The sequence below is a fragment of the Paracoccaceae bacterium genome, from assembly GCA_012103375.1.
Classification (GTDB): Bacteria; Pseudomonadota; Alphaproteobacteria; order Rhodobacterales; family Rhodobacteraceae; genus WLWX01.
In genome coordinates this window covers 2,802,974-2,826,848 of sequence record WLWX01000001.1, presented here as the reverse complement: position 1 = coordinate 2,826,848, position 23,875 = coordinate 2,802,974, and the positions used below count along the sequence as shown (strand labels likewise).

Below are 23,875 nucleotides of genomic sequence, written 5' to 3'. Positions count from 1 at the left end.
CGCTTGCCTATGTTAGATGGAACCGGCATTGCGGGGGCCAACTGGCACCCACTGAATGTGCCGAACCAACCTGTCTGACGAAGGAGTCGACCCCTTGGGTAACGCACGCAACATGGCCTTCTGGGTCGTCCTGTTCCTTCTGATCCTGGCGCTGTTCAATGTGTTCTCGCGCGGGGCATCAAATCTGTCGTCGCAAGCGGTCAGCTATTCCGACTTCATCGCAGCCGTCGAAGGCGGCGAGGTGACAAGCGTTCTGCTGGACGGGGAAACCATCCTGATCCGTGGCCCCGGTGGTCAGCAGATGACGACGACCAAGCCGGCGGATGTCGATGTCGTGCCGCTGCTGCTGGACAAGAACGTGAATATCGAGGCCAAGCCGCAGGAACAATCCGGGCTGGTGACGGTGATCATGACTTTCCTGCCGTTCCTGTTGCTGATCGGGGTGTGGATCTATTTCATGAACCGGATGCAGGGTGGCGGCAAAGGCGGGGCGATGGGCTTTGGCAAATCGCGCGCAAAGCTGCTGACCGAAAAGCATGGCCGGGTGACCTTTGACGACGTAGCCGGGATTGATGAGGCCAAGGAAGAGCTTGAAGAGATTGTCGAGTTCCTGAGGAACCCGCAGAAATTCAGCCGTCTGGGTGGCAAGATCCCCAAGGGCGCGTTGCTGGTTGGCCCTCCGGGCACAGGTAAGACCCTGCTGGCCCGCGCGATTGCGGGTGAGGCGGGCGTGCCGTTTTTCACGATTTCCGGTTCGGACTTTGTCGAAATGTTCGTGGGCGTCGGCGCAAGCCGGGTTCGTGACATGTTCGAACAGGCCAAGAAAAACGCGCCCTGCATCGTCTTCGTGGACGAGATTGACGCCGTGGGCCGCAGCCGTGGCGTCGGCTATGGCGGCGGCAATGATGAGCGTGAGCAGACGCTGAACCAGCTTCTGGTCGAAATGGACGGGTTCGAGGCGAACGAAGGCGTGATCCTGATCGCCGCGACCAACCGCCCCGACGTATTGGACCCCGCCCTGCTGCGCCCCGGCCGGTTTGACCGTCAGGTTCAGGTGCCAAACCCGGATATCAAAGGCCGCGAGAAAATCCTGGCCGTCCATGCCCGTAAGACTCCGCTGGGCCCGGATGTCGACCTGCGCACCATTGGTCGCGGAACGCCCGGATTTTCCGGCGCTGATCTGGCGAACCTGGTGAACGAGGCGGCGTTGATGGCCGCGCGTTTGGGTCGCCGTTTCGTGACCATGGAAGATTTCGAAATGGCCAAGGACAAGGTCATGATGGGGCCCGAGCGCCGCTCGATGGTGATGACCGATGATGAGAAAAAGCTGACCGCCTATCACGAGGCTGGCCATGCCATCGTCGGGATCAACGTTCCGCAGCACGATCCGGTGCATAAGGTCACGATCATCCCGCGCGGTCGGGCACTTGGCGTGACCTTCTACCTGCCCGAGCGCGACAAGCTGAGCATGACGAAAGAGGCGGCGCTAAGCTCGCTGGCGTCGGTCATGGGCGGCAAGGCGGCGGAAACGCTGGTCTTCGGACCCGAGAATGTGACCAATGGCGCCTATTCGGATATACAGCATGCCACCAACCTGGCCACTGCGATGGTCAGCCAGTGGGGCATGTCCGACAAGCTGGGCAACATCAACTATACCTCGACGCAGGAAAGCTTCCTTGGCAGCCAGTCGAACTGGAACGCATCGGACGCAAGCCGCAAGATCATCGACGAAGAGGTGCGCCGCCTGACGGATGAGGCATTTGAACGCGCCAAAAAGATCCTGCAGGACAATTGGGACGAGGTTGAAAACCTGGCCCAGGGATTGCTGGAATATGAAACGCTGACTGGCGAAGACATGATGCGGGTGATCCGCGGCGATGCGCCGCTGCAGGGTGGCGACGATGATGACACGCCCGATGTCGGCGGCACCGCCTCGGTCACGGCGATCCCCAAGACCAAGCCCAAGGGCAAATCGTCCGACGGCGGCATGGAGCCTGAGCCGAGCGCCTGATCCGCGGGCGCCTGCTCCTAGGGCGCTTGATCAACAAGCCGATCATCTGTCGCAAATATGCTGCAGTAACACGCGCGTCACTGGCGAAGATGCGCGCCGGTTCTGGACTTTTGGCCGGATCGGCCAATGCTTCGCGCATTGGAGCGTTCAATCGTCGGTGAACATTAGTGGGTAGCCTGACACAGAAACTCAGATGGTTCGCCATCGGCACTTTTGCCGTACCCGTCCTTGTTCTGGCGGTGGACCTGGCAAGATATGGCGATCTCTCTCGTCTGTATCACGAGGGCAGCGGCATTGAGTTGGCGTCGTTCTTGTTGCTTGCCTATGGCTGTGTCGGATTTCTGGTTCTTGCGCCACAAAACGCCTTTGGGCGGGTCTGGCATGTTCCGGTTGGCCTGTTCCTGCTTGCGTCGCGTGAACTGGATCTGGACAAGCGGTTCCTGGCAGATGGAATGCTCAAATCCAACCTGTACCGGCATGACAACCCGATATCGCACAAACTGATCGGTGGAGCGGTTGTCATTCTGATCCTCTGGGTCATCTGGCGGCATGTCAGACGGTCGGGTCCGGGATAGGTGCGTTCCATATTTGGGTTACAGCTGTGGGCGTGGCTTTGGCTGATCGCCATGGCGTCCATCGTCATCGCAAAGTCACTGTACGGGCTGGGGCGCAAGCTCGCGCCATTTGGAATCGAGGTCTCGCGCGGTCAGGCCTCGTTCGCGGCGCAGACCGAAGAAATCCTGGAGCTTGCCTTCGCGATGCTGACCTGTCTGTCGATCGCGTACTGGCTGAAGTGGCGGGCGGCTGGCACATAGGCCGCGCGCGGATAGCCCCCCGAACGTCGCGCGAGATGCGGAAAATGTCGCAACCCTCCTGACATAGCTGGATTAACGGGCTAAGTCCGGGCGGGACAATGCAAAGGACACCCTATGACTGCCAAAATTCTTGACGGAAAAGCCTTCGCCGCAGCCATCCGAGAACAGGTTGCCGAGCACGTCGCCCGCCTGAAATCGGACCACGGCATTACACCCGGATTGGCCGTCGTGCTGGTGGGTGAAGATCCGGCGAGCCAGGTTTACGTCCGCTCGAAAGGCAAGCAGACGGTTGAGGTTGGTATGAACAGCTTCGAGCATAAGCGCGACGCCGACATCTCGGAAGCGGACTTGCTGGCGCTGGTTCAATCGCTGAATGATGATCCGGCGGTGCACGGCATTCTGGTGCAGCTGCCGCTGCCGGGGCATCTGAACGAAGACCTGATCATCAACTCGATTGATCCGGCCAAAGATGTGGACGGGTTTCATATCTCGAACGTAGGTCTGCTTGGGACCGGGCAGAAAAGCATGGTGCCTTGCACGCCGCTGGGGTGTCTGATGTTGCTCAGGGATCACTTCGGGTCGCTTTCAGGCCAGGATGCTGTGGTCGTCGGGCGGAGCAACATTGTCGGCAAACCGATGGCGCAGCTGCTGTTGGGCGATAGCTGCACAGTGACAATTGCGCATTCGCGCACCAAGGATCTGGCAGACGTTGTACGCCGTGCCGACATCGTTGTTGCTGCTGTAGGCCGCCCCGAAATGGTGCCGGGTGACTGGATCAAGCCGGGTGCCGTCGTAATTGACGTGGGCATCAACCGCATCGACGCGCCCGATAAGGGCGAGGGCAAGACCCGGCTGGTCGGGGATGTGGATTTCGCCAGCGCGGCCGAGGTTGCCGGGGCCATCACCCCGGTTCCCGGCGGCGTCGGCCCGATGACGATTGCTTGTTTGCTGGCAAATACGGTGACCGCCTGCAGCCGCGCAAATGGCCTGCCAGAGCCTGAGGGCCTGACGGCGTAAGCCTTCCTAAGCGCGGGCGCCGGTTTGTGGACGCGGCGCCTGCGACCCGGGGCATGCACAGCGTCGGGCCATGAGGCCTTTGCAGCCGATGGCCCGGCCTATGCCAAATCCAGTGCCGCCTGCCGCCGGGCCAGGGCCCAATCGGGCCAATGTTCCGAGCGGCGGAAGTAAAGCGCCATCACCGGCACATTGTCCGGCAGAACCACCCAGGGCTGTTTGCTTTCGGTGAAGATATGGATGTCCGGCGGGCAGGCATCCGGGTTGTCCAGCGTGCCAATACGCAGGAACCAGAACCTGTCACCGGCGCCGGAATAGACCGACCAGAGGGCGACCTGACAGTCAGGACAGCGCGCGAACCGTTGCCCTTTGCCGCTTTCGCTTGGCGTGTTGATCCAGACCGGTGTGCCGCTGACCTCGACCATCGAGGCTTCGATGATCCCGTTCATCGCAAACGCCGACCCGCTTTCACGTTGGCACCAGCGACAATGACAGGCGTGCACGAACAAAGGTCGGTCGGTCAGGGAATAGTGGATTGTGCCGCAAGGGCAGCGACCGGTGAGGGTGGCCATGGGGTCCCCGGTACGTTCGAAGAAGGCTGGGCCGCCCCGGTCAAAGGGGCGGCCCGGTTTGTTTACTCGACGATGGTGATGCGGCCGTCGGTATAGGGCTGGTAAGCCCCTTGCGCGGCCATGTATTCCGCCGTCACGTCAGCCAGATCGGGGCCGAAGTCATAGGCGTTCATCGCGTCCTTGAACATCGAATAGCCGTCGCCGCCGTTACGCACGAAGTTGTTCGAGACCACACCATAGGTCGCCGCCGGGTCGACAGGTTCGCCGCCAACCATGACATTGCTGATGCGGCTTCCGACTTCGTTGGATAGCGTCGCGGTATAGCTCATCCCCGATACCTGCGCGAAGCGGCCACCACCGTCAGCAACCTCGCTGACCGCGTTTTCCAGGGCCGCAACAAGGGTTTCGCCCGAGATCTGGAACGTCGACAGCGTGTTCTGGAACGGCAGCACGGTCAGAACTTCGCCCATGGTCACCGGTCCGGCGTCAATCGAGGCGCGAAGACCACCGCCATTGGCGATGGCAATCTGGATGCCCTGATCCTTGACCCGGTCCAGCATGGCGTCCGCGACCAGATTGCCCATCGGGCATTCCACTGCGCGACAGACCGAGCGATCGCCTTCGATGGCGGCGGCAGCTTCGGCCACAACCTCGTTACGAATCTCATCCAGCGGCACGGCGGCCTCGGCGATACGTGCCACGGTTGCTTCGTCTTCTGTGACGGATGCGTCCATGATCAGCGGTTCGCCGGCCGCTTCGGTTACATTGCCGTCGTCGTCGAAGGTCACGTTCAGCTCACCCAGGAACTTGCCATAGGCATAGGCCTGAACGATCGCGGTCGAACCGACCATGGTCGGATACGGCCCGACCGCACGCTCCTGCGTGTTCGACAGCAGCGTGTTGGAGTGGCCGCCGACAATCACGTCCACGCCGGTGGTGTTGGCTGCAACCTCCTGGTCGACGTTGTAGCCCGAGTGGCTGAGCACGATGATCTTGTTCACGCCATCGGCGGTCAGCTTGTCGACCTCGGCCTGGACCGCCTCGGACGGGTCGGTGAAGATCACGTTGTCGCCGGGGCTGGCGAGTTCATCGGTGTTCTGTGGCGTCAGGCCGATCATGCCGATCTTTTCGCCGCCGCGTTCGATCACGACCGACTTCTGGATGACGTCGTTCAGCAGCGGTTCACCCGAAATATCGGCGTTCGACATCAGGATCGGGAAGTTGATCGTATTGGCAAATCCGCGCAGCACCTCGGGGCCGTCGTCAAACTCGTGGTTGCCGACGGTCATCCCGTCGTATCCCAGCTTGTTCATCATTTCGGCGGCCAGCGCGCCTTTGTAATAGGTATAAAACAGCGTCCCCTGGAACTGATCGCCACCATCCACGAGGATCGAGTTGTTTGACCGCGCACGCGCATCCGCGATGGCAGTGACCAGCCGGGCCGAGCCGCCAAAGCATTTGCCTTCGGCATTATCCTCGGCGCCGCAACCGGAATCAAACCGGCTGATCGGTTCGAATCGGGCGTGGAAGTCGTTGGTATGCAGAATGGTCAGCGAATAATCCGCCTGCGCGGTCGTGGCCGCCAGCGCGAAGGCTGCGGCGGTTGTCATAAGACGTGTATTCATGGGTTTGATCCCCCTGTTGATTTGATCGGGTCAGAGTGACGGGCAAGTCTGTCAGAGTCAAAGCCCACAGTCATTGACCTTGCGCAATTTTCGGCTGTGTCGCGGCGCTTGACCTGCGCCAACAGGGCGGGCATGTCGCCAACCATGCTGGTCTATAAAATCCTTCGCGCCACCGAATGGCAGGCCCTGCAGGACGCGGGCGTCACCGATGGTGCGCCGATTGATCTGGCCGATGGCTACGTGCATCTGTCGACCGGCGCGCAGGTGGCCGCGACGTTGCAACTGCATTTCGCCGGGGTCGAGGGGCTGGAATTGCTGGCGCTGGAAAGCGATGATCTGGGCGCGGCATTGCGCTGGGAAACATCGCGCGGCGGTGCGGATTTCCCGCATCTTTATCGGACGCTTCGGTTAAGCGATCTGCGCTGGCACGCCCCGCTGCCGCTGGAAAGTGGCATACATGTCCTGCCGGATGACTTGACGTGATCGAGCGTGCTGCACTCGCCATATTACACCGGCTGGACCCGGAGCGTGCCCACAGCATCGCGATTGCGGCTTTGCGCGCCGGGTTTGGGCCTCGGGCGGGTCCGATCAGTTCGGACCGGCTGAAAACTCGGATTGCGGGGCTGGAATTTGCTAATCCGGTGGGTCTTGCCGCCGGTTTTGACAAGAATGCGACCGCGCTGACCGGGCTTTACGGGACCGGATTCGGTTTTGTCGAAGTGGGTGCGGCAACGCCACGGGCGCAGCCGGGCAATCCGAAACCGCGCCTGTTTCGCCTGCCTGAGGATCGCGCCGTCATCAACCGGTTCGGCTTTAACAACGACGGGATGGCGGCGATTGGGGTGCGCCTTGCGGCCCACCCCGGCGGGCGTACCGGGCTGAACCTGGGGGCGAACAAGGACAGCGATGACCGCGCCGCCGATTATGCGGCTGTGCTGAAACGCTGCGGTCCGCATGTGGATTTCGCGACCGTCAACGTGTCATCCCCTAACACCGAGGCGTTGCGCGATCTGCAAGGCAAGGCGGCGTTGCGCGCCCTGCTGGATGGCGTGGTCTCGGCCAATGTGGGGCTGGCGACCCCCGTGCCGCTGTTCCTGAAGATCGCGCCCGATCTGGTCGAGGCTGAACTGGCAGATATCGCCGAAGTTGCAGCGGCCACCGGGATCGCGGCGATCATCGCCACCAATACCACGCTGTCGCGGGACGGCCTGACCGCGGCCGACAGGGATCAGGCGGGTGGGCTGTCTGGTGCGCCGCTGTTCGCACGCTCGACCCGTGTGCTGGCGCAGTTGTCGGGGTTGACCGATCTGCCGCTGATCGGGGTTGGCGGGATCAGTTCGCCCGAAGATGCCTATGCAAAAATCCGCGCAGGTGCCTTGGCTGTTCAGCTTTACACTGGCCTGGTGTATCAAGGCTTGGGACTGGTTGACCGGATCGTTTCGGGTCTGGATGATAGGCTGGCACGCGATGGATTTGCGAATGTCGCCGATGCTGTCGGAACCGGCAGAAAGGTATTTTTATGAGTGATCTGATTTTGTGGCATAACCCCCGGTGCAAAAAGTCCCGTGCGGCGTTGGAATTGCTGACCAGCCGCGGGTTATCGCCGACGATCCGCCTGTATCTTCAGGATCCGCCCAGTCAGGATGAATTGCGCGCCGCCATCAAGGCTCTGGGCGTTCCACCTGGAGAGATCGTGCGCCGGGGCGACGCGAAATGGGCCGAACTGGCGTTGGAGGATACCTCGGATGAGGCCCTGATTGACGCAATGGCCGAGCATCCGATCCTGATCGAACGTCCGATCCTGTTTTGCGAAGGCGATGCCGCAATCGGCCGCCCGCCCGAGAATATTCTGGGTTTGGTGTCCTGAAGACTGCGTTGTCGAACGCCGTTTGATGACGGGTCAGTGGACGGTGTTGTCTGGGGTCATTCGTCGACTTCGGCTTCGGCCTCAATCTCGACCAGATAGGGGCCGATCAGCCCGGCGATTTCGACCAGCGTGTTGGCCGGGCGGGCAGCGCCGAAGACGCGGGCGTGGACGCCGCTGACGCCCTCCCACCCGTCAAGCCCGACCATGAAGATCCGGGTGCGGGTAATATCCTCGGGCTGCACACCAAGCGAGGTGATTGCGGCGACGATCTTGTCGAGCGCGAAAACCGCCTGCGCCTCGGCTTCGCCTTCGGCCACGACGTTGCCGTGGGCGTCGGTGGCGGTTGTGCCGCTGACAAGAATGCGGTTGCCGACGCGCACCGCGCGGCTGAACCCCGCGGCGTCTTCCCAAACCGATCCGGAATCGGCGCGGGTTCGATCCGGGCGCGCCGGAATTGCTGCGGACGGAAAGACCGCTGGCAGCGCCTCAAGATGATCGCCCAGATCGCCCGAGGCGGTCAGGAACGGCGGCTTGCGGTATTCGTCGCCGCAATCGCCGGGGATCATCTCTAAAGCGTCTGTCGCGGCCGAGATTGCGATGGTATCTTCCGCATCCAGCGACAGCGCATCCAGCCGGGCGTTGTCGGCGCGATGCTGGTTTTCCCCCAGCCGCGCCCCGACGATGACCGAGGCGACGGCCCGGTGATCCAGCACCCAGCGGGTTGCCACATTGGCGACCGAGGCGTCGTGCTTCTTCGCAACGTCCGAAAGAACGCGCATCAGCCGCTGAAAGGGTTCCCAGCCACCGCCCGCGTCGATGAACCGCTTGTATTTCATCCGGCTCCAATCGGCGATCTCGGCAGGCTCATCCGCGCCAACCCAGCGATCGCTCAGAAACCCGCCGCACAGCGTCCCAAAGGCCAGCAGCTTCACGCTGTGGGCCAGCGCCACGGTCGACAGCCGCCCCGCCGCGCGACGATCCAGCAGCGAAAAACAGACCTGGTTGCTGGCAACCTCGATCCCGTTTTTCAGCACCAGCCGCAGGTGATCCGCGTCAAAATTGGTCAGGCCGATTTCTTTAATCAGGCCCTCTTCGCGCAAGCGCATCAGCCCGGCGAGCGCATCGAGGTACTCGGGCGACTGATACTGCCACCAGTGAAATTGCATGCAGTCGACGTGCGGCAGGTCCAGCCGGCGTAGCGCGGTTTCGACGCCGTCGCGGACCGCGTCGAGGGACATATCGCCCGGCGGGGGACACCATTTTGTCAGGATCGTTGGCGGTGTTTCCCCCGCGTCGCGCAACAGCTTGTGGGCCTTGCCTGCGACGATTTCGGCGCTGCCATAGTGGTCGGCCATATCAAACGTGTCGAAACCTTCGCGGGCTTAATCGGCCAGCGCTTCGGCGGCGGCATCCAGATCGAACGCTTTCCCGTCGCGTTCCTGATCGGCCATCTGCCACAGACCAGTGACGACGCGGCGCACCGACAGCTTGCCAAGGGTGGTTTTTGCGGGTCCGGTCATGGGCAGCCTTTCAGAAATCAGGGTTCGGATAGCGGCGCGGCGACAGGCCGGATTGGAACCAGCTGACGAAACTTTCCATCGTGAAGACCGGCAGGCCGGTCGCGCGACGGATATCTGCCGCATAGGGGATCATGTTGGTGCATTCCAGAACCAGCGCGCCCAGATCCGGGTGATCCGAAACCATCGCCTGCGCCGCCGCGACATTGTCAGCGCGCGTAGCTTCGACGTCCAGCGCGGCCTCATCCCCCAGGATCACGCGCGTGAACTCCGCCCCGCCTTCGGTGGTGCCAATTGGTGTTTCTTCCGGCACGCCCGCCGCCGCAAGATGTGCCTGTGACAGGGTCGAGGCGGAAATCGTCAGCACGCCGGCGCGTTTTCCCGGCGGCAGCAGCGCATTGACGGCACGCACCTGCATCAGCGACGAGGCCGCGACAGGCACCCCGACTGCCGCCGCCAATTGGTCCTGAAACAGGCTCAGGAAGCCGCAGTTCGTGGTAATTCCGTCGGCCCCGTCCGCCACCAGGTCGCGGGCGGTGTCAATGAAGGCAGGCAACAGCCCCGGCGCGCCCTGGCGCACGACTCGTTCGGGCGAGGCATCGCGGACCACACGGTACAGCACCGGGAACGGCCAGGTGGTCGCATTGCCCATGTCGCCGGGAATGCGCGGAAACCGCGCCTTTAGCATCAGAATGCCGACGGATGCGCCATAGATCGCTTTGCCGCCCTGCGCCGTCCCTGCCATCGCCACCCCCGATAGAACCGCAGCCAGCGTCGGATACGCCAACCGGCAGGTCAAGCGGCTTTGCGCGATTGACTCTGCCGGACCGGCGGGCAACGCTGATCAAACGCATCGACACGGGGAAATGGATGAGCGTGACGGGATCAAATCACCTCAGCGGGGCCGAGGCATTCGTGAAGATGCTGCAAGCCTATGATGTGAAGCACATCTTTGGCCTTTGCGGTGATACGACGCTGCCGCTGTACGACGCCTTCGCCCGGCTGGACACCGACATCACGCATTTTCTGACGCGGGACGAACGGCACGCGGGCTATATGGCTGATGCCTATGCGCGTGTAACCGGCAAGCCCGGCGTTTGTGAGGGGCCATCGGGCGGCGGGGCAACCTATATCCTGCCCGCCTTGGTCGAGGCGAACGACAGTTCCGTGCCGATACTGGCGATCACCACGGATGTGGCGACGACCAGCCGGGGGAAATACCCGCTGACGGAACTGGATCAAGAGGCGCTGTTTCGCCCGGTGACGAAATGGAACACCTCGCTCGATAGCTCTGCCCGCGTGCCGGCAGGCATCCGGCAGGCGTTCCGCGCAATGACCACTGGTCGTCCCGGGGCGGTGCATCTGGCGCTGCCGTTCGACACCCAGAAAGGCGATGTGGCCGAGGCCGAGGTCTGGGCCGACAAACGCCACCGACGCTTTCCGGCCGAACGTGCCGCGCCCGAGGTTCAGGCGATCCGCGATGCGGCTGATGTGCTGGAAGGGGCATCCTCTGCCATCATCATCTGTGGCGCCGGCCCGGTGCTTGCCGGGGCCGAACGGGCGCTTCAGAAGCTGGCCACAATGCTGGGTATTCCGGTTGCCACCACCGTGTCAGGGCAGGGCAGCCTGCCCGAGACGCACCCAAACGCGCTGGGCGTTGTCGGGTCGAACGGCGGGGTTCCGGCAACCCGCGCAGTTGTCGATGCCGCCGATGTGGTGATGTTCGTTGGCTGCCGCGCCGGATCTGTCACGACCGAGCGCTGGCGCTCGCCCCCGCATGGCGCGACGATCATCCATATCGACAGCGATCCGATGGTGATCGGCGCAAATTATCAGACCGATGTGGCGATCTGTGCCGATGCCCGGCTGGCGTTGGAAGCCCTGATCGCAGAGTTCGCGGACCGGGGCGACATCAGGGTTCGTGACGGGGTTGCGCAGGCCGAAGCCGCGTGGAAGGCCAAACTGGCCGATTTTGCGCCGCTGGCCAGCACCAGTGAGCGCCCGATCCGACCAGAAGCAGTGATGGCGGCAATGATGAAGGTTTTGCCAAAGGACGCGGTGATTTGTGCTGATCCCGGTACGCCGTGCCCATATGTTTCCGCGCATTATCGTCTGCCAAGCGCAGGGCGGCACTTCATTTCCAACCGGGCGCATGGGGCGCTGGGCTTTTCGCTGGCCGCGGCGATGGGGGCGCAGGTCGGGCGGCCGGGTGCCAAAACCCTCAGCCTGATGGGGGATGGATCGTTTGGGTTCTGCTGTGGAGAGCTTGAGACGCTGGTGCGTTACAACATCCCGATCATCTCAATCGTATTCTCAAACGCGGTCTATGGATGGATCAAGGCCGGGCAGGAGTCCGGCTTTGGGAAGCGGTATTACAATATTGATTTCAACCGCACGGATCATGCCGCCGTGGCGCGCAGTTTCGGTGTGAAAAGCTGGACGGTCGAAGACCCCGCGCAGCTGATCCCGGTGCTGCGCGAAGCGGTCGCGCATGACGGTCCGACCCTGATCGACGTGATCAGCCAGCCGCTGCACGAAGCGGCAGCCCCGGTCAGCGAATGGGTTGCATGATGGGGTGCGCCTGTTTCGCCCTGTCGATGTTCGCCCCATGACCAAGACTGTCGCCATCATCGGGGCCGGGATTGTCGGCGTTTCCACCGCGATCTGGCTGCAGCGCGATGGCCACAAGGTGATCCTGATAGACCGTGCCGGACCGGGCGAGGGGACGAGTTACGGCAACGGCGGCGTCCTTGCCTCTTGCGCGGTGGTGCCGGTGACGACGCCGGGGCTGATGAAGAAGGCCCCAAAGATGCTGCTGGACAAGAACCAGCCGCTGTTTCTGCGCTGGTCCTATCTGCCGCGCCTGATGCCCTGGCTGCGCAACTATCTGAGCCACGCCAACGACGCCGACACCCGCCGGATCGCGAATGCCATGATGCCGATCCTTGGCGATAGCCTCAATGATCATCTGGCGCTGGCCGAGGGCACCGGGGCCGAGCGGTTCGTGAAGCCCTCGGACTATCTGTTCCTGTATAATGACCGTGCGCATTTTGAGGGGGACGCCTACGTTTGGGATATCCGGCGCAGCCACGGGTTTAACTGGGACATTCTGGAAGGCGCGGCGCTGCGCGATTACGACCCGATCTATGATCCGGCGCTGGGCCATGCTGTGCGTTTGAAAGGCCACGGGCGGATTGCCGATCCGGGGGAATATGTAAAGGCGCTGGCCGCGCATGCTGTTGCGCAAGGGGCCCAGCTGATTAGGGCCGATGTGAGTGATGTGATCCGCGAAGGCGGCACCGTTACCGGCCTGCGTGCAGGCGGTGAGGTCATCGCCTGCGACGCCTGTGTCGTCGCCACCGGGGTCTGGTCCAAAGGGCTGGCCGGCAAGCTGGGCGTCCGCGTTCCGCTGGAATCCGAACGCGGCTATCACCTGGAACTAATCGAACCGTCGGCGATGCCAAAATCGTCGGCCATGGTCGCGTCGGGCAAATTCGTCGTCACGCCATTGGACAGGCGGATACGCCTCGCCGGGGTTGTCGAATTCGGCGGGCTGGATGCGCCTGCGTCCACGGCGCCGATAGAATTGCTGAAACGCAACGCGGCCAGCGCTTTCCCGGGGCTGACCTGGAAAGACACCGCAGAATGGCTGGGCCACCGCCCTGCACCGGCTGATTCGATCCCCGTAATCGGGGAAGTACCGGGCGCGAAAGGCGCGTTCCTGGGCTTTGGCCACCACCACGTCGGCCTGACCGGCGGGCCGAAAACGGGCCGATTGCTGGCCCAAATGATCGCCGGACGGCAACCAAACATTGACGTAGGGGTCTATTCGCCTGCACGTTTCACCTAAGCTGGCCGAGTATTGCTTGTCCGGCAAACAACAAAGACCAACCAACCGGGAGACGACAAAAGAAGAAACTGACAACCCTGCTGGCCGCAACGGCCATGACGGCAACCACCGCGGCGCCGGTGCTGGCCGCGGGCCACGCCGAGAAATGGGACATGCCGATGGCTTATTCAGCCTCGAACTTCCATTCGGATGTGGGCGCGCAATTCGCCAGCTGCGTCACCACCGGCACCGGTGGCGCGATCGAGATCACGACGCACCCGTCGGGTTCGCTGTTTGCCGGGGCCGACATCAAGCGTGCGATCCAGACCGGTCAGGTGCCGATTGGCGAACGCCTTCTGTCGGGCCACCAGAACGAAAACGCGCTGTTCGGGTTCGATTCGGTGCCGTTCCTGGCCACCTCGTTCGATGATGCCGACAAGCTGTGGAAAGCCGCCAAGCCAAGCATCGAAAAGCTGCTGGCCGATCAAAATCTGACGCTGCTTTATGCCGTGCCGTGGCCGCCGCAGGGCCTGTATTTCAAGAACGAGGTCACCTCGGTCGCCGAGATGGAGGGCATCAAGTTCCGCAGCTACAACAACGCAACCTCGCGTCTGGCCGAATTGACCGGAATGCTTCCGGTGACCATCGAAGCGGCCGAGATCAGCCAGGCTTTTGCGACCGGCGTTGCCGATGCGATGGTCAGCTCGGGCTCGACCGGGTACGACCGCAAGGTCTGGGAAAGCCTGGGTTACTTCTATGAGGTCGATGCCTGGCTTCCGCGCAACTATGTCATGGTGAATTCCGACACCTGGGCCGCCACGGATGAGGCGAACCAGAACGTGATCCGCGGCTGCGCAGAACTGGCCGAATATACCGGCACCTGGCGGTCCAAGGAGTACACCGGCTTCACCCTGCAAGGCCTGCGTGACGGCGGCATGACCGTTGGCCCGGCCTCGGACCAGATGGTCGGAGAGCTGAAGGCGATTGGTGAAACCATGACCGCAGAGTGGCTGGAAGCTGCTGGTGAAGAGGGTGCGGCCATCGTCGACGCCTTCAAGGGCATGCAGTGATCTGAGGCGATCCGAAGCGACAAGGCGGGTGGCATTCGTGCCGCCCGCAATCCAGCGAATGACCCGACAAAACCGGGCAGGGGGACATCATGGGATTCGTGCACAGCGTCCGACGCGGGCTTGACGGGCTCTATCTGCTCAGCGGCATCCTCGCCTCGCTTTGCCTGATTGCGATCCTGTTCCTGATCGTGGTGCAAATGCTGGCCCGCTGGACCGGAGAGGTGTTCCCTGGCGCGCCTGAATACGCCGGTTACGCCATGGCGGCGGCCAGCTTTCTGGCGTTCGCCAATGCGCTGAACCGTGGCAGTCATATCCGGGTCAGTATCGTGCTGAACGCGGTCGGGCCGCGCCTGCGCCGGATCATCAATATCTGGTGTTTCGCGATCGGCGCGCTGGTCGCCTGGTATTTCGTGCGCTACGCCTATAACTTCGTCTATTTCTCGTGGAAATTCAATGACATCAGCCAGGGGCAGGACAAGACGCTTCTATGGATGCCGCAGTCCATCATGCTGTTGGGTGCGGTCATTCTGGCCATCGCGCTGACCGACCACCTTTTGCACCTGATCTTCTCGGGCGATCACAGGATCAAACGCGATCTGGTCGACCAGAGCCACGGAGAGTAACAGATGGAAAATTTCCCGATCATCGCACTGTTCCTGTTCGTCCTGTTCCTGTTGCTCGGCTCGGGGGTTTGGGTCGGGCTGGCGCTGATGGGCGTCGCCTGGGTGGGGATGGAGCTGTTCACCACACGGCCCGTCGGTGATGTTATGCTGACGACAATCTGGCGTGCCTCATCCTCGTGGACGCTGACGGCCTTGCCGATGTTCATCTGGATGGGCGAGATCTTGTATCGAACCCGACTATCCGAGGATATGTTCAAATGCCTTGCCCCATGGATGGCGCGGCTGCCCGGTGGGCTGGTGCATACGAATATCGTCGGCTGTACGGTGTTTGCTGCTGTTTCGGGGTCGAGTGCCGCGACACTGACAACCGTCGGCAAGATGTCGATCCCTGAGCTGCGCCGCCGCGAATACCCCGAACGCATGATCATCGGAACGCTGGCCGGGGCAGCGACGCTGGGCCTGATGATCCCGCCCAGCCTGACGTTGATCGTCTATGGGGTGACGATCAACGAAAGCATCTCGAAATTGTTCTTCGCGGGCATCCTGCCGGGGATCGTGCTGGCGGCGATGTTCATGGCCTATGTGGCGGTGACAAGCCGGTTTTCGAAATCATGGAACCCTGCCGAAGAACCGAAAATGACCTTTGGAGAGCGTGTTGCGAACTCGCGCTTTCTGATCCCGGTGTTCTGCCTGATCGCGGTTGTCATCGGGTCGATGTACCTTGGATACGCCACCGCGACCGAAGCGGCGGCATTCGGGGTGATCGGCGCGCTGTTGCTGGCCCTGACGCAAGGGTCGCTGAACTGGAGCACCTTCACCGAAAGCCTGATGGGTGCGACCCGAACCAGCGCGATGATCGCCCTGATCCTTGCAGGGGCCGCGTTCCTGTCGCTTGCCATGGGCTTTACCGGTCTGCCGCGCGGGCTGGCCGATCTGATCGCGCAGATGGAGCTGACGCGGTTCGAGCTGCTGATGGTGCTGCTGGTGTTCTATATCATTCTGGGCATGTTCCTGGACGGAATATCCTCGGTCGTGCTGACCATGGCGGTCGTCGAACCGATGGTGCGGGAAGCCGGTATTGACCTGATCTGGTTCGGCATCTTCATCGTCGTCGTGGTCGAGATGGCGCAGATCACCCCGCCGATCGGCTTCAACCTGTTCGTGCTGCAAGGCATGACCGATCACGAGATGGGCTTTATCGCGCGCGCCGCCTTCCCGATGTTCCTGATCATGGTGGTGATGGTCTTCGTGCTGATCCTGTTCCCCGAAATTGCGACCTGGCTGCCCGATAACATACGCAAGGGGCCGGGCGGGTAGGGGCCGGGCGGGTAAGGGGCGTTCCGGGCGGGTGCGGGCACATTTGAAATCGCATCCTCTGTCCGGCCTGGATCCAAATCGTTTGTTCTGCCTGATGATCGATGCTTGCCGCGTTTCGGCATCACGCGCCCGGGGCTGAAGGATGCCTGCAATCCACCAGATCGCCCATCTGTTGCGCCTGATCGCCCGGCATGGGCGTTGGGCGTTGGTTGTCGGGCTGATCACTGGTGTTGCGTCACCGGGTCTTGCGGCGATCCTGCGCCCGTGGTTGCCGCATCTGGTGACGCTGCTGCTGTTTCTGACAGCGCTTCGGATCGGGCCGCGGGCCGCGCTTGGGTCCGGCGCGGATCTTGGACGCTCGGTCACATTCGCGCTGATCTATCAGGTTGCGGTGCCGATGGCGGCGCTTGGCATCGCGCTGAGCCTTGGTTTTGCAACATCTGCCGTTGCGCTGGCGCTGATCCTGATGATGGCGGGTCCGTCTGTGTCCGGCGCGCCGAATTTCACCATCATGCTGGGGCAGGATCCCGCCCCGGCCCTGCGCCTGCTGATCGTCGGGACCGCAGTTCTGCCGCTAACGGTTCTGCCGGTGCTCTGGGCGATGCCGCAGCTTGGCGGGGCGTCTGCCGTCCTGCTTGCGGCGCTTCGCCTTCTGGCGGTTATTGGCGGTGCAGTGGCTTTGGCCTTCACACTGCGTGCCCTGCTGCGGCCCGAGATTTCGGATAACGACCGGGCCGCGTTGGACGGCGCCACTTCGGTCGTTCTTGCCGTAACTGTTGTTGGCCTGATGGCCGCACTTGGCCCGGCGTTGCGCACGGATCCGGCCAACGCGGCCTTCTGGATGGCCGTGGCGTTCGCCGCCAATTTCGGCCTGCAGATCGCCGCGCGACAGGTGCTGCTGGCCAGCGGCAACCGCGCCGTCGCGACGCCTTTCGCCATCGTGGCAGGAAATCGCAACATCGCGCTGTTTCTGGTTGCACTGCCCGCGCCTGTGACCGACCCTATACTTCTGTTCATCGGTTGCTATCAGGTGCCGATGTACCTGACCCCGATCCTATTGGCGAAGTTCCATGCCAAGCCTTGATTACCCCTGCGTGCGCACCCTTGGCCTGACCGGCCTGCTGGTGACTTTCGCCGAAAAGATGAGCGAGCCCGCCAACCGCGCGGCCCTGTCATTCCGCGCGGCGGTTGTTGCCGCAGATTGGCCCGAGGTGGTGGAAACCTCGACCTCGCTAACCTCGGCCTTCATCCGGTTCGATCCGCTGGCGGGCGACCCGGAGGCACTGACCGGGCGGTTGCGCTCCCTGTTGGCAAGCCGCGACTGGATGGCTACGGATCTTCCGGCGGGCCGGCGGCTGTGGCGTATCCCGGTCACGCTGGAAGGTGACGGCGCACCGCAGCTGGAGGAGGCTGCCAAAGCCGCCGGGGTCACGCCGGATCAGGCCCGCGCGCAGATCGCCAGCGCCCGTGTGCGGGTCCTGACCATCGGCTTTGCACCCGGCCAGCCATATATGGGCGAGCTGCCCGCGCATTGGAACATCCCGCGCCAGACCAGTCTGAATCCGCGTGTGCCCGGCGGTGCGCTGGTGGTGGCGGTCCGGCAGTTGATCATCTTCGCAGGCCCAACACCCACGGGCTGGCGGCACATCGGCCAGACGGCGTTTCGCTGCTTTCGCCCCGGTTCAGACGACCCGACGCCACTGGCCATCGGTGACGAGGTGACATTCCGCCAGGTCTCGACCCAGGAACTGGCGCAGATCGCCTTGGACGATCCCGAAGGTGGCGGCGCAACGGTCGAGGGGCTGTCATGACGCGCAATCTGATCATCCACCGTGCCGGACCCGGATTGACCGTGCAGGATCAGGGGCGGCCGGGCCGTCTGGATCGCGGCCTGTCCATCGGGGGCGCGGCCGACCAGCTGGCGCTTGTCAAAGGGGCGGCCTTGCTTTGCCAGCGGGCAGAGCTTGCCGCGCTGGAAATGGCCGGAATGGGCGGCGAATTCGGGGCCACCGCGCCGACCCGCTTTGCCCTGACCGGTGCGCCGATGCGCGCGTCCCTGGATGGCGAGGCGTTGGTCTGGAACGCCAGCCACATGATCCAGCCCGGTCAGCGGCTGAACATCGGCCCGGCCACTCGCGGTGTCTATGGCTATCTGCATCTTGGCGGCGGCATTGATGGACCGGCCTCGCTGGGTGCGCGCTCGGCACATCTGACGGCTGGAATTGGCGCGTTGATCGCCGATGGCGACCGCTTGCCACTGGCCGAAGATCGTGGGACCCGAGCCGGTCTGGTGCTTGACGTTGAGGATCGGTTTTCGGGCGGGATCCTGCGTATCGTCCCCAGCATTCAGACTGAAAACTTCAGTAAGGCGGATCGTCAACGTTTCGCAGGGACCGTATTCACGCGCGATCCGCGCGGCAACCGGATGGGCGTGCGGCTGACGTTTCAGGGCGATCCGTTTCAGGCCGAGGATCATCTTGGCATCGTGTCCGAAATCATCGTGCCGGGGGATATCCAGATCACCGGCGACGGCGATCCGTTCATCCTGCTGGGCGAGTGCCAGACCACGGGCGGCTATCCCCGCATTGCCACGGTCATTCCGCCCGATTTGCCGAGGGTTGCGCAGGCGCCGCCGGGGGCGATGTTCCGGTTCGAGTTCGTCACTCGTCGCGAAGGGTTCGCGGCGATGCAAAGGGACGCGGACGCCCGGCGCGCGCTGGCGTCCCGCGTTGCGCCGCTGATCCGCGACCCGCGTGACATGGCCGATCTTCTGAGCTATGACCTGATCAGTGGTGTCACCGACGGAAAGGCGGAACAGCAATGACCCGGACAGTCGATATCAACGCAGACATGGGCGAAAGTTTCGGGCCATGGGTGATGGGGCGGGACGCTGACCTGTTGCAGGTCATCAGTTCGGCCAATATCGCCTGCGGATTTCACGCTGGCGACCCGGACGTGATGGCCACCACCATGAAACTGGCGGTCGAGAATGGCGTCGGCATCGGCGCGCATCCCGGCTTTGGCGACATTCAGGGGTTTGGTCGCCGCCGGATGCAGATGGGTGCCTCGGAACTGGGCAATATGGTGCGTTATCAGATTGGTGCGGCGCAGGCGATGGCGCGCGCAGCAGGCGGGCAGGTGCGGCATCTGAAGCTGCACGGGGCGCTGGCCAACATGGCGTCCGAGGATGAGGCGATGGCGCTTGACTGTTACGAAGCCGCCCTGTCGGTCGCCCCTGAGATCATCATCATGGTGCTGGCCGCGACGGCGCAGGAGCGGGCGGTCAAAACGCTGGGCTGCGCCTATGCGGGCGAGATTTTTGCCGACCGCGCCTACAACGACGACGCGACTCTGGTCGATCGCAGCCTGCCGGGTGCGGTGATCCACGACGCCGACATCGCTGGCCCGCGCATCGCTGAAATGATCGGGGAAGGCGCGATCATCACCGAAAGCGGCAAGCGGATCGAGACACGGATCGACACGATCTGCTGTCATGGTGACACCGCCGAGGCGGTAGAACTGGCGAAATCCGTCCGCAGCAGTCTGGAAGCGGCGGGCATCGGGATTGAGGCGTTCGGATAATGGGGTGACGCCCCGGGCGGGCGCCAGCCGCATCCGCGCTTACCCGGATTATAGATACCGGGATGTCGCCAAACGCGCGCGTTGCGTGCTGAGTGAGGCATGCAGCCATTTGCGAAGTAACTGTATCAGATCACGTTGCCTGCAATCTGAGATTCCAACGTGTTAGAACGCGCTCCTGAAAACCTGAATCGCTATTGATGCTCGCTGCGCCCGGTGCGCGCCAAAGGCGCGAGGCGCGCACGCCGGACCGGCCCCACCGGTCTGGCGTCGGTTCGAGGTGGGCACATCCGGGATAGTTGACGGCTAACACGGCACCATAAATCATGCCCGTCAACTGTTGCTGCGCCAGCCCGCCGGTCCGGCGTGCGCCCTGCTTGGGGCAGGTGTTCGTCTTCGAGCGTCGTTTCAGATCAAGTGGATGATGTTGTCGCCGATACGCGATCTTTCGAGTAGTTTCGAAAACGCTATGGTCGCGATCTGGCCCGTGTGGTGAAACCGTCCCTGCGGCGCCAACGCAGGGCTGGCCGGGGTTGTCATCTGTGCCTTTGCCACGATCCGCCAGACCGGCGCAGAGACATGTCGCAATGGCAGCGCGCTGGGTGTCATGGGCGTCGGGCCTGCCAGCGTGCGGGCTTCAGACTTCCTCGATCCGGATCGCGACCGGATCAGAGGCCAGAACGCCGGTCGCGGCCATGCCGCCAAGGGCCTGGTCCAGTGTTGCCCGTGTGGTCTTGTGGGTGACAATCAGGACCGGAGCGGTGGTATCGTCGTGGCCGTATTGACGCATCCGGTCGATTGAAATCCCGGCCTCGCCCAAAACGGTGGCTATTTTGGCCAACGCGCCGAGTTTGTCCAGCAGGGCCATGCGCAGATAAAACGGCGCGGCGGCGGCGCTTTCGGCGGCGGGGGCTTTGGTCAGGCCGGTGGCGGGTTGCCCGAAGGTTGCCAGGCGCAGACCGCGCGCCAGATCCATGACATCGGACATCACCGCGCTGGCGGTCGGACCCTCACCCGCGCCGGGGCCGGACAGGACGATCTGACCGACGGCGTCGCCTTCGACCACCACCATGTTGGTGGCATTCTCCAGCTGTCCCAGTGGCGAATTCGCAGGCACCAGGCAGGGCGACATCCGCTGTTCCAGCCCGCGCCCGGTCATCCGCGCCACGCCCAGCAACTTGATCCGATAGCCCATGTCGGCGGCCTGCTCGATATCCTCGATGCTGACACGCTCAATCCCTTCGATCTCGATCCCGGCGAAATCCACCTGGGTGCCATAGGCGATCGAGGCCAGCAGCGCCAGCTTGTGGCCCGCATCAATGCCGCCCACATCCAGCGTCGGGTCAGCCTCCAGATAGCCAAGGGCGCTGGCCTCGGCGAAGACATCCTCATAGGGCAGGCCAGCGCCTTCCATGCGGGTCAGGATATAGTTGCAGGTGCCATTCATCACGCCCATGACGCGGGTCGCCTCGTTCCCGGCCAGGCCTTCGGTCAGGGCCTTGATGATGGGGATGCCGCCTGCGACGGCGGCCTCAAACCGCAGTGCACGTCCGGCGGCTTCGGCAGCTTCAGCCAGGGGCTGGCCGTGATGCGCCAGCAGGGCCTTGTTGGCGGTGACGACATCCTTTCCCGTCGCAATCGCCGCCTCAACGGCTAATTTCGCGGGGCCGTCATCGCCGCCAATCAGTTCGACAAACAGGTCAACGTCGTCGCGCCGGGCCAGGGCGACTGGGTCATCCTCCCACGCGTAGGCGTTCAGGCGCAGGCCCCGGTCCTTGTCGCGGGACCGTGCGGAAACTGCCGTAATCTCGATCGGGCGCCCGGCGCGGGTGGACAGAAGGTCGGCGTGGCGCTGAACGATGCGGACAACGCCGCTTCCGACGGTTCCGAGTCCCGCGATGCCAAGGCGAAGGGGGCTGGTCATGGGGGACTCTCGCATATTGGGGATGTCGTGTGGTGGTGTGGTCGGCTTGGTGCGGGGCGTCAACCCTGCAGGCGGGTCACGGCAGCGCGCATGCGCGACAGCGTCGCCGTATCAACAACCGGGCGTCGCAGGACGGCGGCGCGGGCGCGCAGGTTGGCGCCCCTTGCGTCCAGGTCCTGGATCATGCCTTCGTTGGCACGCGTGGGCGCGGCGTCCACACCGGTCAGCGCACCGGTGATCGGCACCAGACGCGGATAATCTGCGCGCATCGCTTCGGGTGCGATCGCGGAATCAACCATCGGATAGCTGAAGTCGCACGCCGCCAGCGTGGTCGAGGCCCCAAGCAGGGCACAAAATGCAATGACCCGTTTCATGGTCGCGACCCTAGACCGCGCGCCCGCCTCAGGCAAGCAGTTCGCACGTCCGGACTGGTCGTATTGCGCCGCGCACAGTATAGCGGCGCGATGAGTGATCCTTTGGCCACATTGACGCCCTCGCCGATGCGCAGATTGTTTGCGACGGGGGCATTGGGCGCGCTGGGTGTTCTGACGCTGTGGCTGCTGTTTGCGAATCCGCCGTCCACGGTGGTGTTGCAGGCGGTGCTGATCGCGCTGGGGCTGCTGTTCCTGATCATGGCCATGCGGTTATGGGCGGCCACGGCGCGCGCGGTGATCCTGACCAAGGATGGGCTGTTCGACACATCCGGCACCACCATCGCCACGATGGATCAGATCCAAAGCGTTGATCGCGGACTGTTCGCATTCAAGCCGTCGAATGGATTTGTCGCCGTGACCTGCAAGCCGCTGGGGCGGGGCTGGGCGCCCGGCCTTTGGTGGCGGGTCGGACGCCGGATCGGGATTGGCGGTGTCACGCCAGCCTCGCAGGGCAAGGGCATGGCGGATATGTTGGCGGTTATTCTGGCCGAGCGTGCCGGCCCAGCCGGGTCCTGACCTTAACCTGCCAGCCGGAAATATGTGGTTGTAAAGTGGTCTTCCAGACCTTTGCCTTCGCAAAGCCCCATATTCATGAGCGAGGTGCCGCTGATTTCATCACCGGCGATGATCGATGCACCATCAAACCCATCGGCCTGTGCCGCGAATTCGATAGTTCCGGCACCGATGATCTGGCCACCATACATCTGCAAGCCTGAGGCGAAATGCGTCCCCCCCATCGTCAGCAGTTGCGCGCCGCCACCGGTTGCACAGCTGTCGTCCTTGCCAAGCCGGATCCCCTGGGGGCCCTTGAATGAATTGGCGGAACTATCGGTGGTGAAGATCATCGAATCTTCCAGCGCCACGCCACTTTTGAAGTTAACGGCGCAGTCGGTGATGATGGCGACATTCGTCAGAACCGTGTCTTTAGCAATGGTCAGCGATTCATTGCCGCTGCAATTCACCCAGGTTACCCGTCCGTCGGTGAAATCGCTGTCATCATATGTCCCGCCCGAAGAAATCGTGTCGCGGACAGCCGTATTGGTCAGATTGTGTTGAAAAACTCCGTTTTAGGGCCTGAACGATGATTTTTCTTTCCATGCAGCCCGATCCTAAATTTTTGGCGCGGGGGTCGGCCCAAATCGCCTACATGCGCTCACGCGCAGCCATGCGCTGTCTCGTGGTCAAAGCTTTCCGACTATTTCGCTTCATAGGTTTTCGCAAGAAATCCGCGACGCTCTGATTTCGGAGTTTTTCAACACAATCGTCACATAGCTGGGCCAATGTTCGCTGGTGCCGTTCAGGTTGTAGAAATCGTCGAAAATTTCCGGCAGATCATCCACAATATCCAGATTGAACTCATCTTCACCCAATGCCTTGTCCAAACCCGGGTTTTGCCGCATCCCGCTGCCTGGAATGACCAGGTCGTCCTCGTCGGGCATGGTTACGCGGGTTCCTTCCTCGAAGAAATTGTGGTTCTGCATCTCCACATGCCCGTTCGAATGAATGCAGAACTCCCTGTAAAACCCATTGTTTGAGCGGATATCGACGACATTCTCGGCCACAAATCCTTCGCGCAGACAATTACGCTCGTAAGTTTCATAGACCGCCTGCGTGCGTACATCGAAACGCGAAAATCCAACTAAAGCGTTTCGTCTTGAACCTGAATCGCGAGGGATTC

General features: G+C 62.7%; 26 protein-coding genes and 1 pseudogene. 18 read left to right on the top strand and 9 right to left on the bottom strand.

The window, feature by feature from the left end:
- The first annotated feature begins 94 nt into the window (after positions 1-94).
- The 4 genes from hflB to folD all read left to right on the top strand — a co-directional run bounded on the left by hflB (position 95) and on the right by folD (position 3,843).
- Complete coding sequence (gene hflB / locus GKR99_14460) at positions 95-2,011, top strand: ATP-dependent zinc metalloprotease FtsH (GenBank protein NKB28677.1); 1,917 nt, start codon at positions 95-97, stop codon at positions 2,009-2,011.
- 167 nt (positions 2,012-2,178) lie between these two features.
- Positions 2,179-2,586, top strand: a complete 408-nt coding sequence (locus tag GKR99_14455) for a hypothetical protein (GenBank protein NKB28676.1) — start codon at positions 2,179-2,181, stop codon at positions 2,584-2,586.
- The gene (locus tag GKR99_14450) at positions 2,587-2,826 is read left to right on the top strand and encodes a hypothetical protein (protein NKB28675.1); all 240 of its coding nucleotides are present in this window, start codon (positions 2,587-2,589) and stop codon (positions 2,824-2,826) included.
- A gap of 114 nt (positions 2,827-2,940) precedes the next feature.
- Complete coding sequence (gene folD / locus GKR99_14445) at positions 2,941-3,843, top strand: bifunctional methylenetetrahydrofolate dehydrogenase/methenyltetrahydrofolate cyclohydrolase FolD (GenBank protein NKB28674.1); 903 nt, start codon at positions 2,941-2,943, stop codon at positions 3,841-3,843.
- Positions 3,844-3,941: 98 nt separating this feature from the next.
- Here the strand turns inward: folD and GKR99_14440 are convergent, their stop codons facing one another.
- Complete coding sequence (locus GKR99_14440) at positions 3,942-4,412, bottom strand: aldehyde-activating protein (GenBank protein NKB28673.1); 471 nt, start codon at positions 4,410-4,412, stop codon at positions 3,942-3,944.
- Between the two features lie 62 nt (positions 4,413-4,474).
- Complete coding sequence (locus GKR99_14435) at positions 4,475-6,037, bottom strand: multifunctional 2',3'-cyclic-nucleotide 2'-phosphodiesterase/5'-nucleotidase/3'-nucleotidase (GenBank protein ID NKB28672.1); 1,563 nt, start codon at positions 6,035-6,037, stop codon at positions 4,475-4,477.
- Between the two features lie 144 nt (positions 6,038-6,181).
- On the opposite strand from GKR99_14435, the gene GKR99_14430 reads away from it, so the two are divergent.
- The 3 genes from GKR99_14430 to arsC are packed head-to-tail and all read left to right on the top strand — an operon-like array spanning position 6,182 to position 7,904.
- Positions 6,182-6,520, top strand: coding sequence for a DUF952 domain-containing protein (locus tag GKR99_14430; protein ID NKB28671.1), 339 nt, complete (start codon positions 6,182-6,184; stop codon positions 6,518-6,520).
- Positions 6,517-7,560 carry a quinone-dependent dihydroorotate dehydrogenase gene (locus tag GKR99_14425; protein NKB28670.1) on the top strand — a complete coding sequence of 348 codons (1,044 nt, stop codon included), beginning with the start codon at positions 6,517-6,519 and terminating at the stop codon, positions 7,558-7,560. Before GKR99_14430 ends, GKR99_14425 begins: the two co-directional genes overlap by 4 nt.
- Positions 7,557-7,904: an arsenate reductase (glutaredoxin) gene (arsC, locus tag GKR99_14420; protein NKB28669.1), complete on the top strand. Its 348-nt coding sequence runs from the start codon at positions 7,557-7,559 to the stop codon at positions 7,902-7,904. Before GKR99_14425 ends, arsC begins: the two co-directional genes overlap by 4 nt.
- 56 nt (positions 7,905-7,960) lie before the next feature.
- Here the strand turns inward: arsC and GKR99_14415 are convergent.
- Positions 7,961-9,424: pseudogene (locus tag GKR99_14415) on the bottom strand (aldo/keto reductase).
- 10 nt (positions 9,425-9,434) lie between these two features.
- Positions 9,435-10,166: an aspartate/glutamate racemase family protein gene (locus tag GKR99_14410; protein NKB28668.1), complete on the bottom strand. Its 732-nt coding sequence runs from the start codon at positions 10,164-10,166 to the stop codon at positions 9,435-9,437.
- A 125-nt stretch (positions 10,167-10,291) separates the two neighbouring features.
- Between GKR99_14410 and GKR99_14405 the strand changes: the two genes are divergently transcribed.
- From GKR99_14405 to pxpA, 9 genes are all read left to right on the top strand, one after another.
- A complete protein-coding gene (locus GKR99_14405) occupies positions 10,292-11,992 on the top strand; it encodes a thiamine pyrophosphate-binding protein (protein ID NKB28667.1) in 1,701 nt (566 codons plus the stop codon).
- A 37-nt stretch (positions 11,993-12,029) separates the two neighbouring features.
- Positions 12,030-13,271 carry an FAD-dependent oxidoreductase gene (locus tag GKR99_14400; GenBank protein ID NKB28666.1) on the top strand — a complete coding sequence of 414 codons (1,242 nt, stop codon included), beginning with the start codon at positions 12,030-12,032 and terminating at the stop codon, positions 13,269-13,271.
- A 95-nt stretch (positions 13,272-13,366) separates the two neighbouring features.
- Positions 13,367-14,320, top strand: a complete 954-nt coding sequence (locus tag GKR99_14395; protein NKB28665.1) for a C4-dicarboxylate ABC transporter substrate-binding protein — start codon at positions 13,367-13,369, stop codon at positions 14,318-14,320.
- Between the two features lie 98 nt (positions 14,321-14,418).
- Positions 14,419-14,943: a TRAP transporter small permease subunit gene (locus tag GKR99_14390; protein NKB28664.1), complete on the top strand. Its 525-nt coding sequence runs from the start codon at positions 14,419-14,421 to the stop codon at positions 14,941-14,943.
- A gap of 3 nt (positions 14,944-14,946) precedes the next feature.
- Positions 14,947-16,260, top strand: coding sequence for a TRAP transporter large permease subunit (locus tag GKR99_14385; protein ID NKB28663.1), 1,314 nt, complete (start codon positions 14,947-14,949; stop codon positions 16,258-16,260).
- Between the two features lie 142 nt (positions 16,261-16,402).
- Positions 16,403-17,344 (top strand): hypothetical protein, encoded by a 942-nt coding sequence (locus tag GKR99_14380; GenBank protein NKB28662.1) that lies wholly within the window; start codon positions 16,403-16,405, stop codon positions 17,342-17,344.
- A complete protein-coding gene (locus GKR99_14375; protein NKB28661.1) occupies positions 17,331-18,071 on the top strand; it encodes a carboxyltransferase domain-containing protein in 741 nt (246 codons plus the stop codon). Before GKR99_14380 ends, GKR99_14375 begins: the two co-directional genes overlap by 14 nt.
- Entirely contained in the window at positions 18,068-19,084 is a 1,017-nt protein-coding gene (locus GKR99_14370) for an urea amidolyase (GenBank protein NKB28660.1), read from the top strand. The genes GKR99_14375 and GKR99_14370 overlap by 4 nt, the downstream gene beginning before the upstream one ends.
- The gene (gene pxpA, locus GKR99_14365; protein ID NKB28659.1) at positions 19,081-19,842 is read left to right on the top strand and encodes a 5-oxoprolinase subunit PxpA; all 762 of its coding nucleotides are present in this window, start codon (positions 19,081-19,083) and stop codon (positions 19,840-19,842) included. Before GKR99_14370 ends, pxpA begins: the two co-directional genes overlap by 4 nt.
- A gap of 405 nt (positions 19,843-20,247) precedes the next feature.
- Here the strand turns inward: pxpA and GKR99_14360 are convergent, their stop codons facing one another.
- The 3 genes from GKR99_14360 to GKR99_14350 are packed head-to-tail and all read right to left on the bottom strand — an operon-like array spanning position 20,248 to position 22,137.
- Positions 20,248-20,448 (bottom strand): hypothetical protein, encoded by a 201-nt coding sequence (locus tag GKR99_14360; GenBank protein NKB28658.1) that lies wholly within the window; start codon positions 20,446-20,448, stop codon positions 20,248-20,250.
- Positions 20,449-20,476: 28 nt separating this feature from the next.
- Complete coding sequence (locus GKR99_14355; GenBank protein NKB28657.1) at positions 20,477-21,763, bottom strand: homoserine dehydrogenase; 1,287 nt, start codon at positions 21,761-21,763, stop codon at positions 20,477-20,479.
- Between the two features lie 59 nt (positions 21,764-21,822).
- Entirely contained in the window at positions 21,823-22,137 is a 315-nt protein-coding gene (locus GKR99_14350; protein ID NKB28656.1) for a hypothetical protein, read from the bottom strand.
- A gap of 90 nt (positions 22,138-22,227) precedes the next feature.
- On the opposite strand from GKR99_14350, the gene GKR99_14345 reads away from it, so the two are divergent.
- On the top strand, positions 22,228-22,713 hold the full coding sequence (locus GKR99_14345; GenBank protein NKB28655.1) for a hypothetical protein: 486 nt from the start codon (positions 22,228-22,230) through the stop codon (positions 22,711-22,713).
- Between the two features lie 2 nt (positions 22,714-22,715).
- On the opposite strand, the gene GKR99_14340 is transcribed toward GKR99_14345, so the two are convergent.
- The gene (locus GKR99_14340) at positions 22,716-23,159 is read right to left on the bottom strand and encodes a hypothetical protein (GenBank protein NKB28654.1); all 444 of its coding nucleotides are present in this window, start codon (positions 23,157-23,159) and stop codon (positions 22,716-22,718) included.
- 181 nt (positions 23,160-23,340) lie between these two features.
- A complete protein-coding gene (locus GKR99_14335; protein ID NKB28653.1) occupies positions 23,341-23,478 on the bottom strand; it encodes a hypothetical protein in 138 nt (45 codons plus the stop codon).
- On the opposite strand from GKR99_14335, the gene GKR99_14330 reads away from it, so the two are divergent.
- A complete protein-coding gene (locus tag GKR99_14330) occupies positions 23,478-23,732 on the top strand; it encodes a hypothetical protein (GenBank protein NKB28652.1) in 255 nt (84 codons plus the stop codon). The two genes, GKR99_14335 and GKR99_14330, sit on opposite strands and share 1 nt — an antisense overlap.
- Positions 23,733-23,875: the final 143 nt, after the last annotated feature.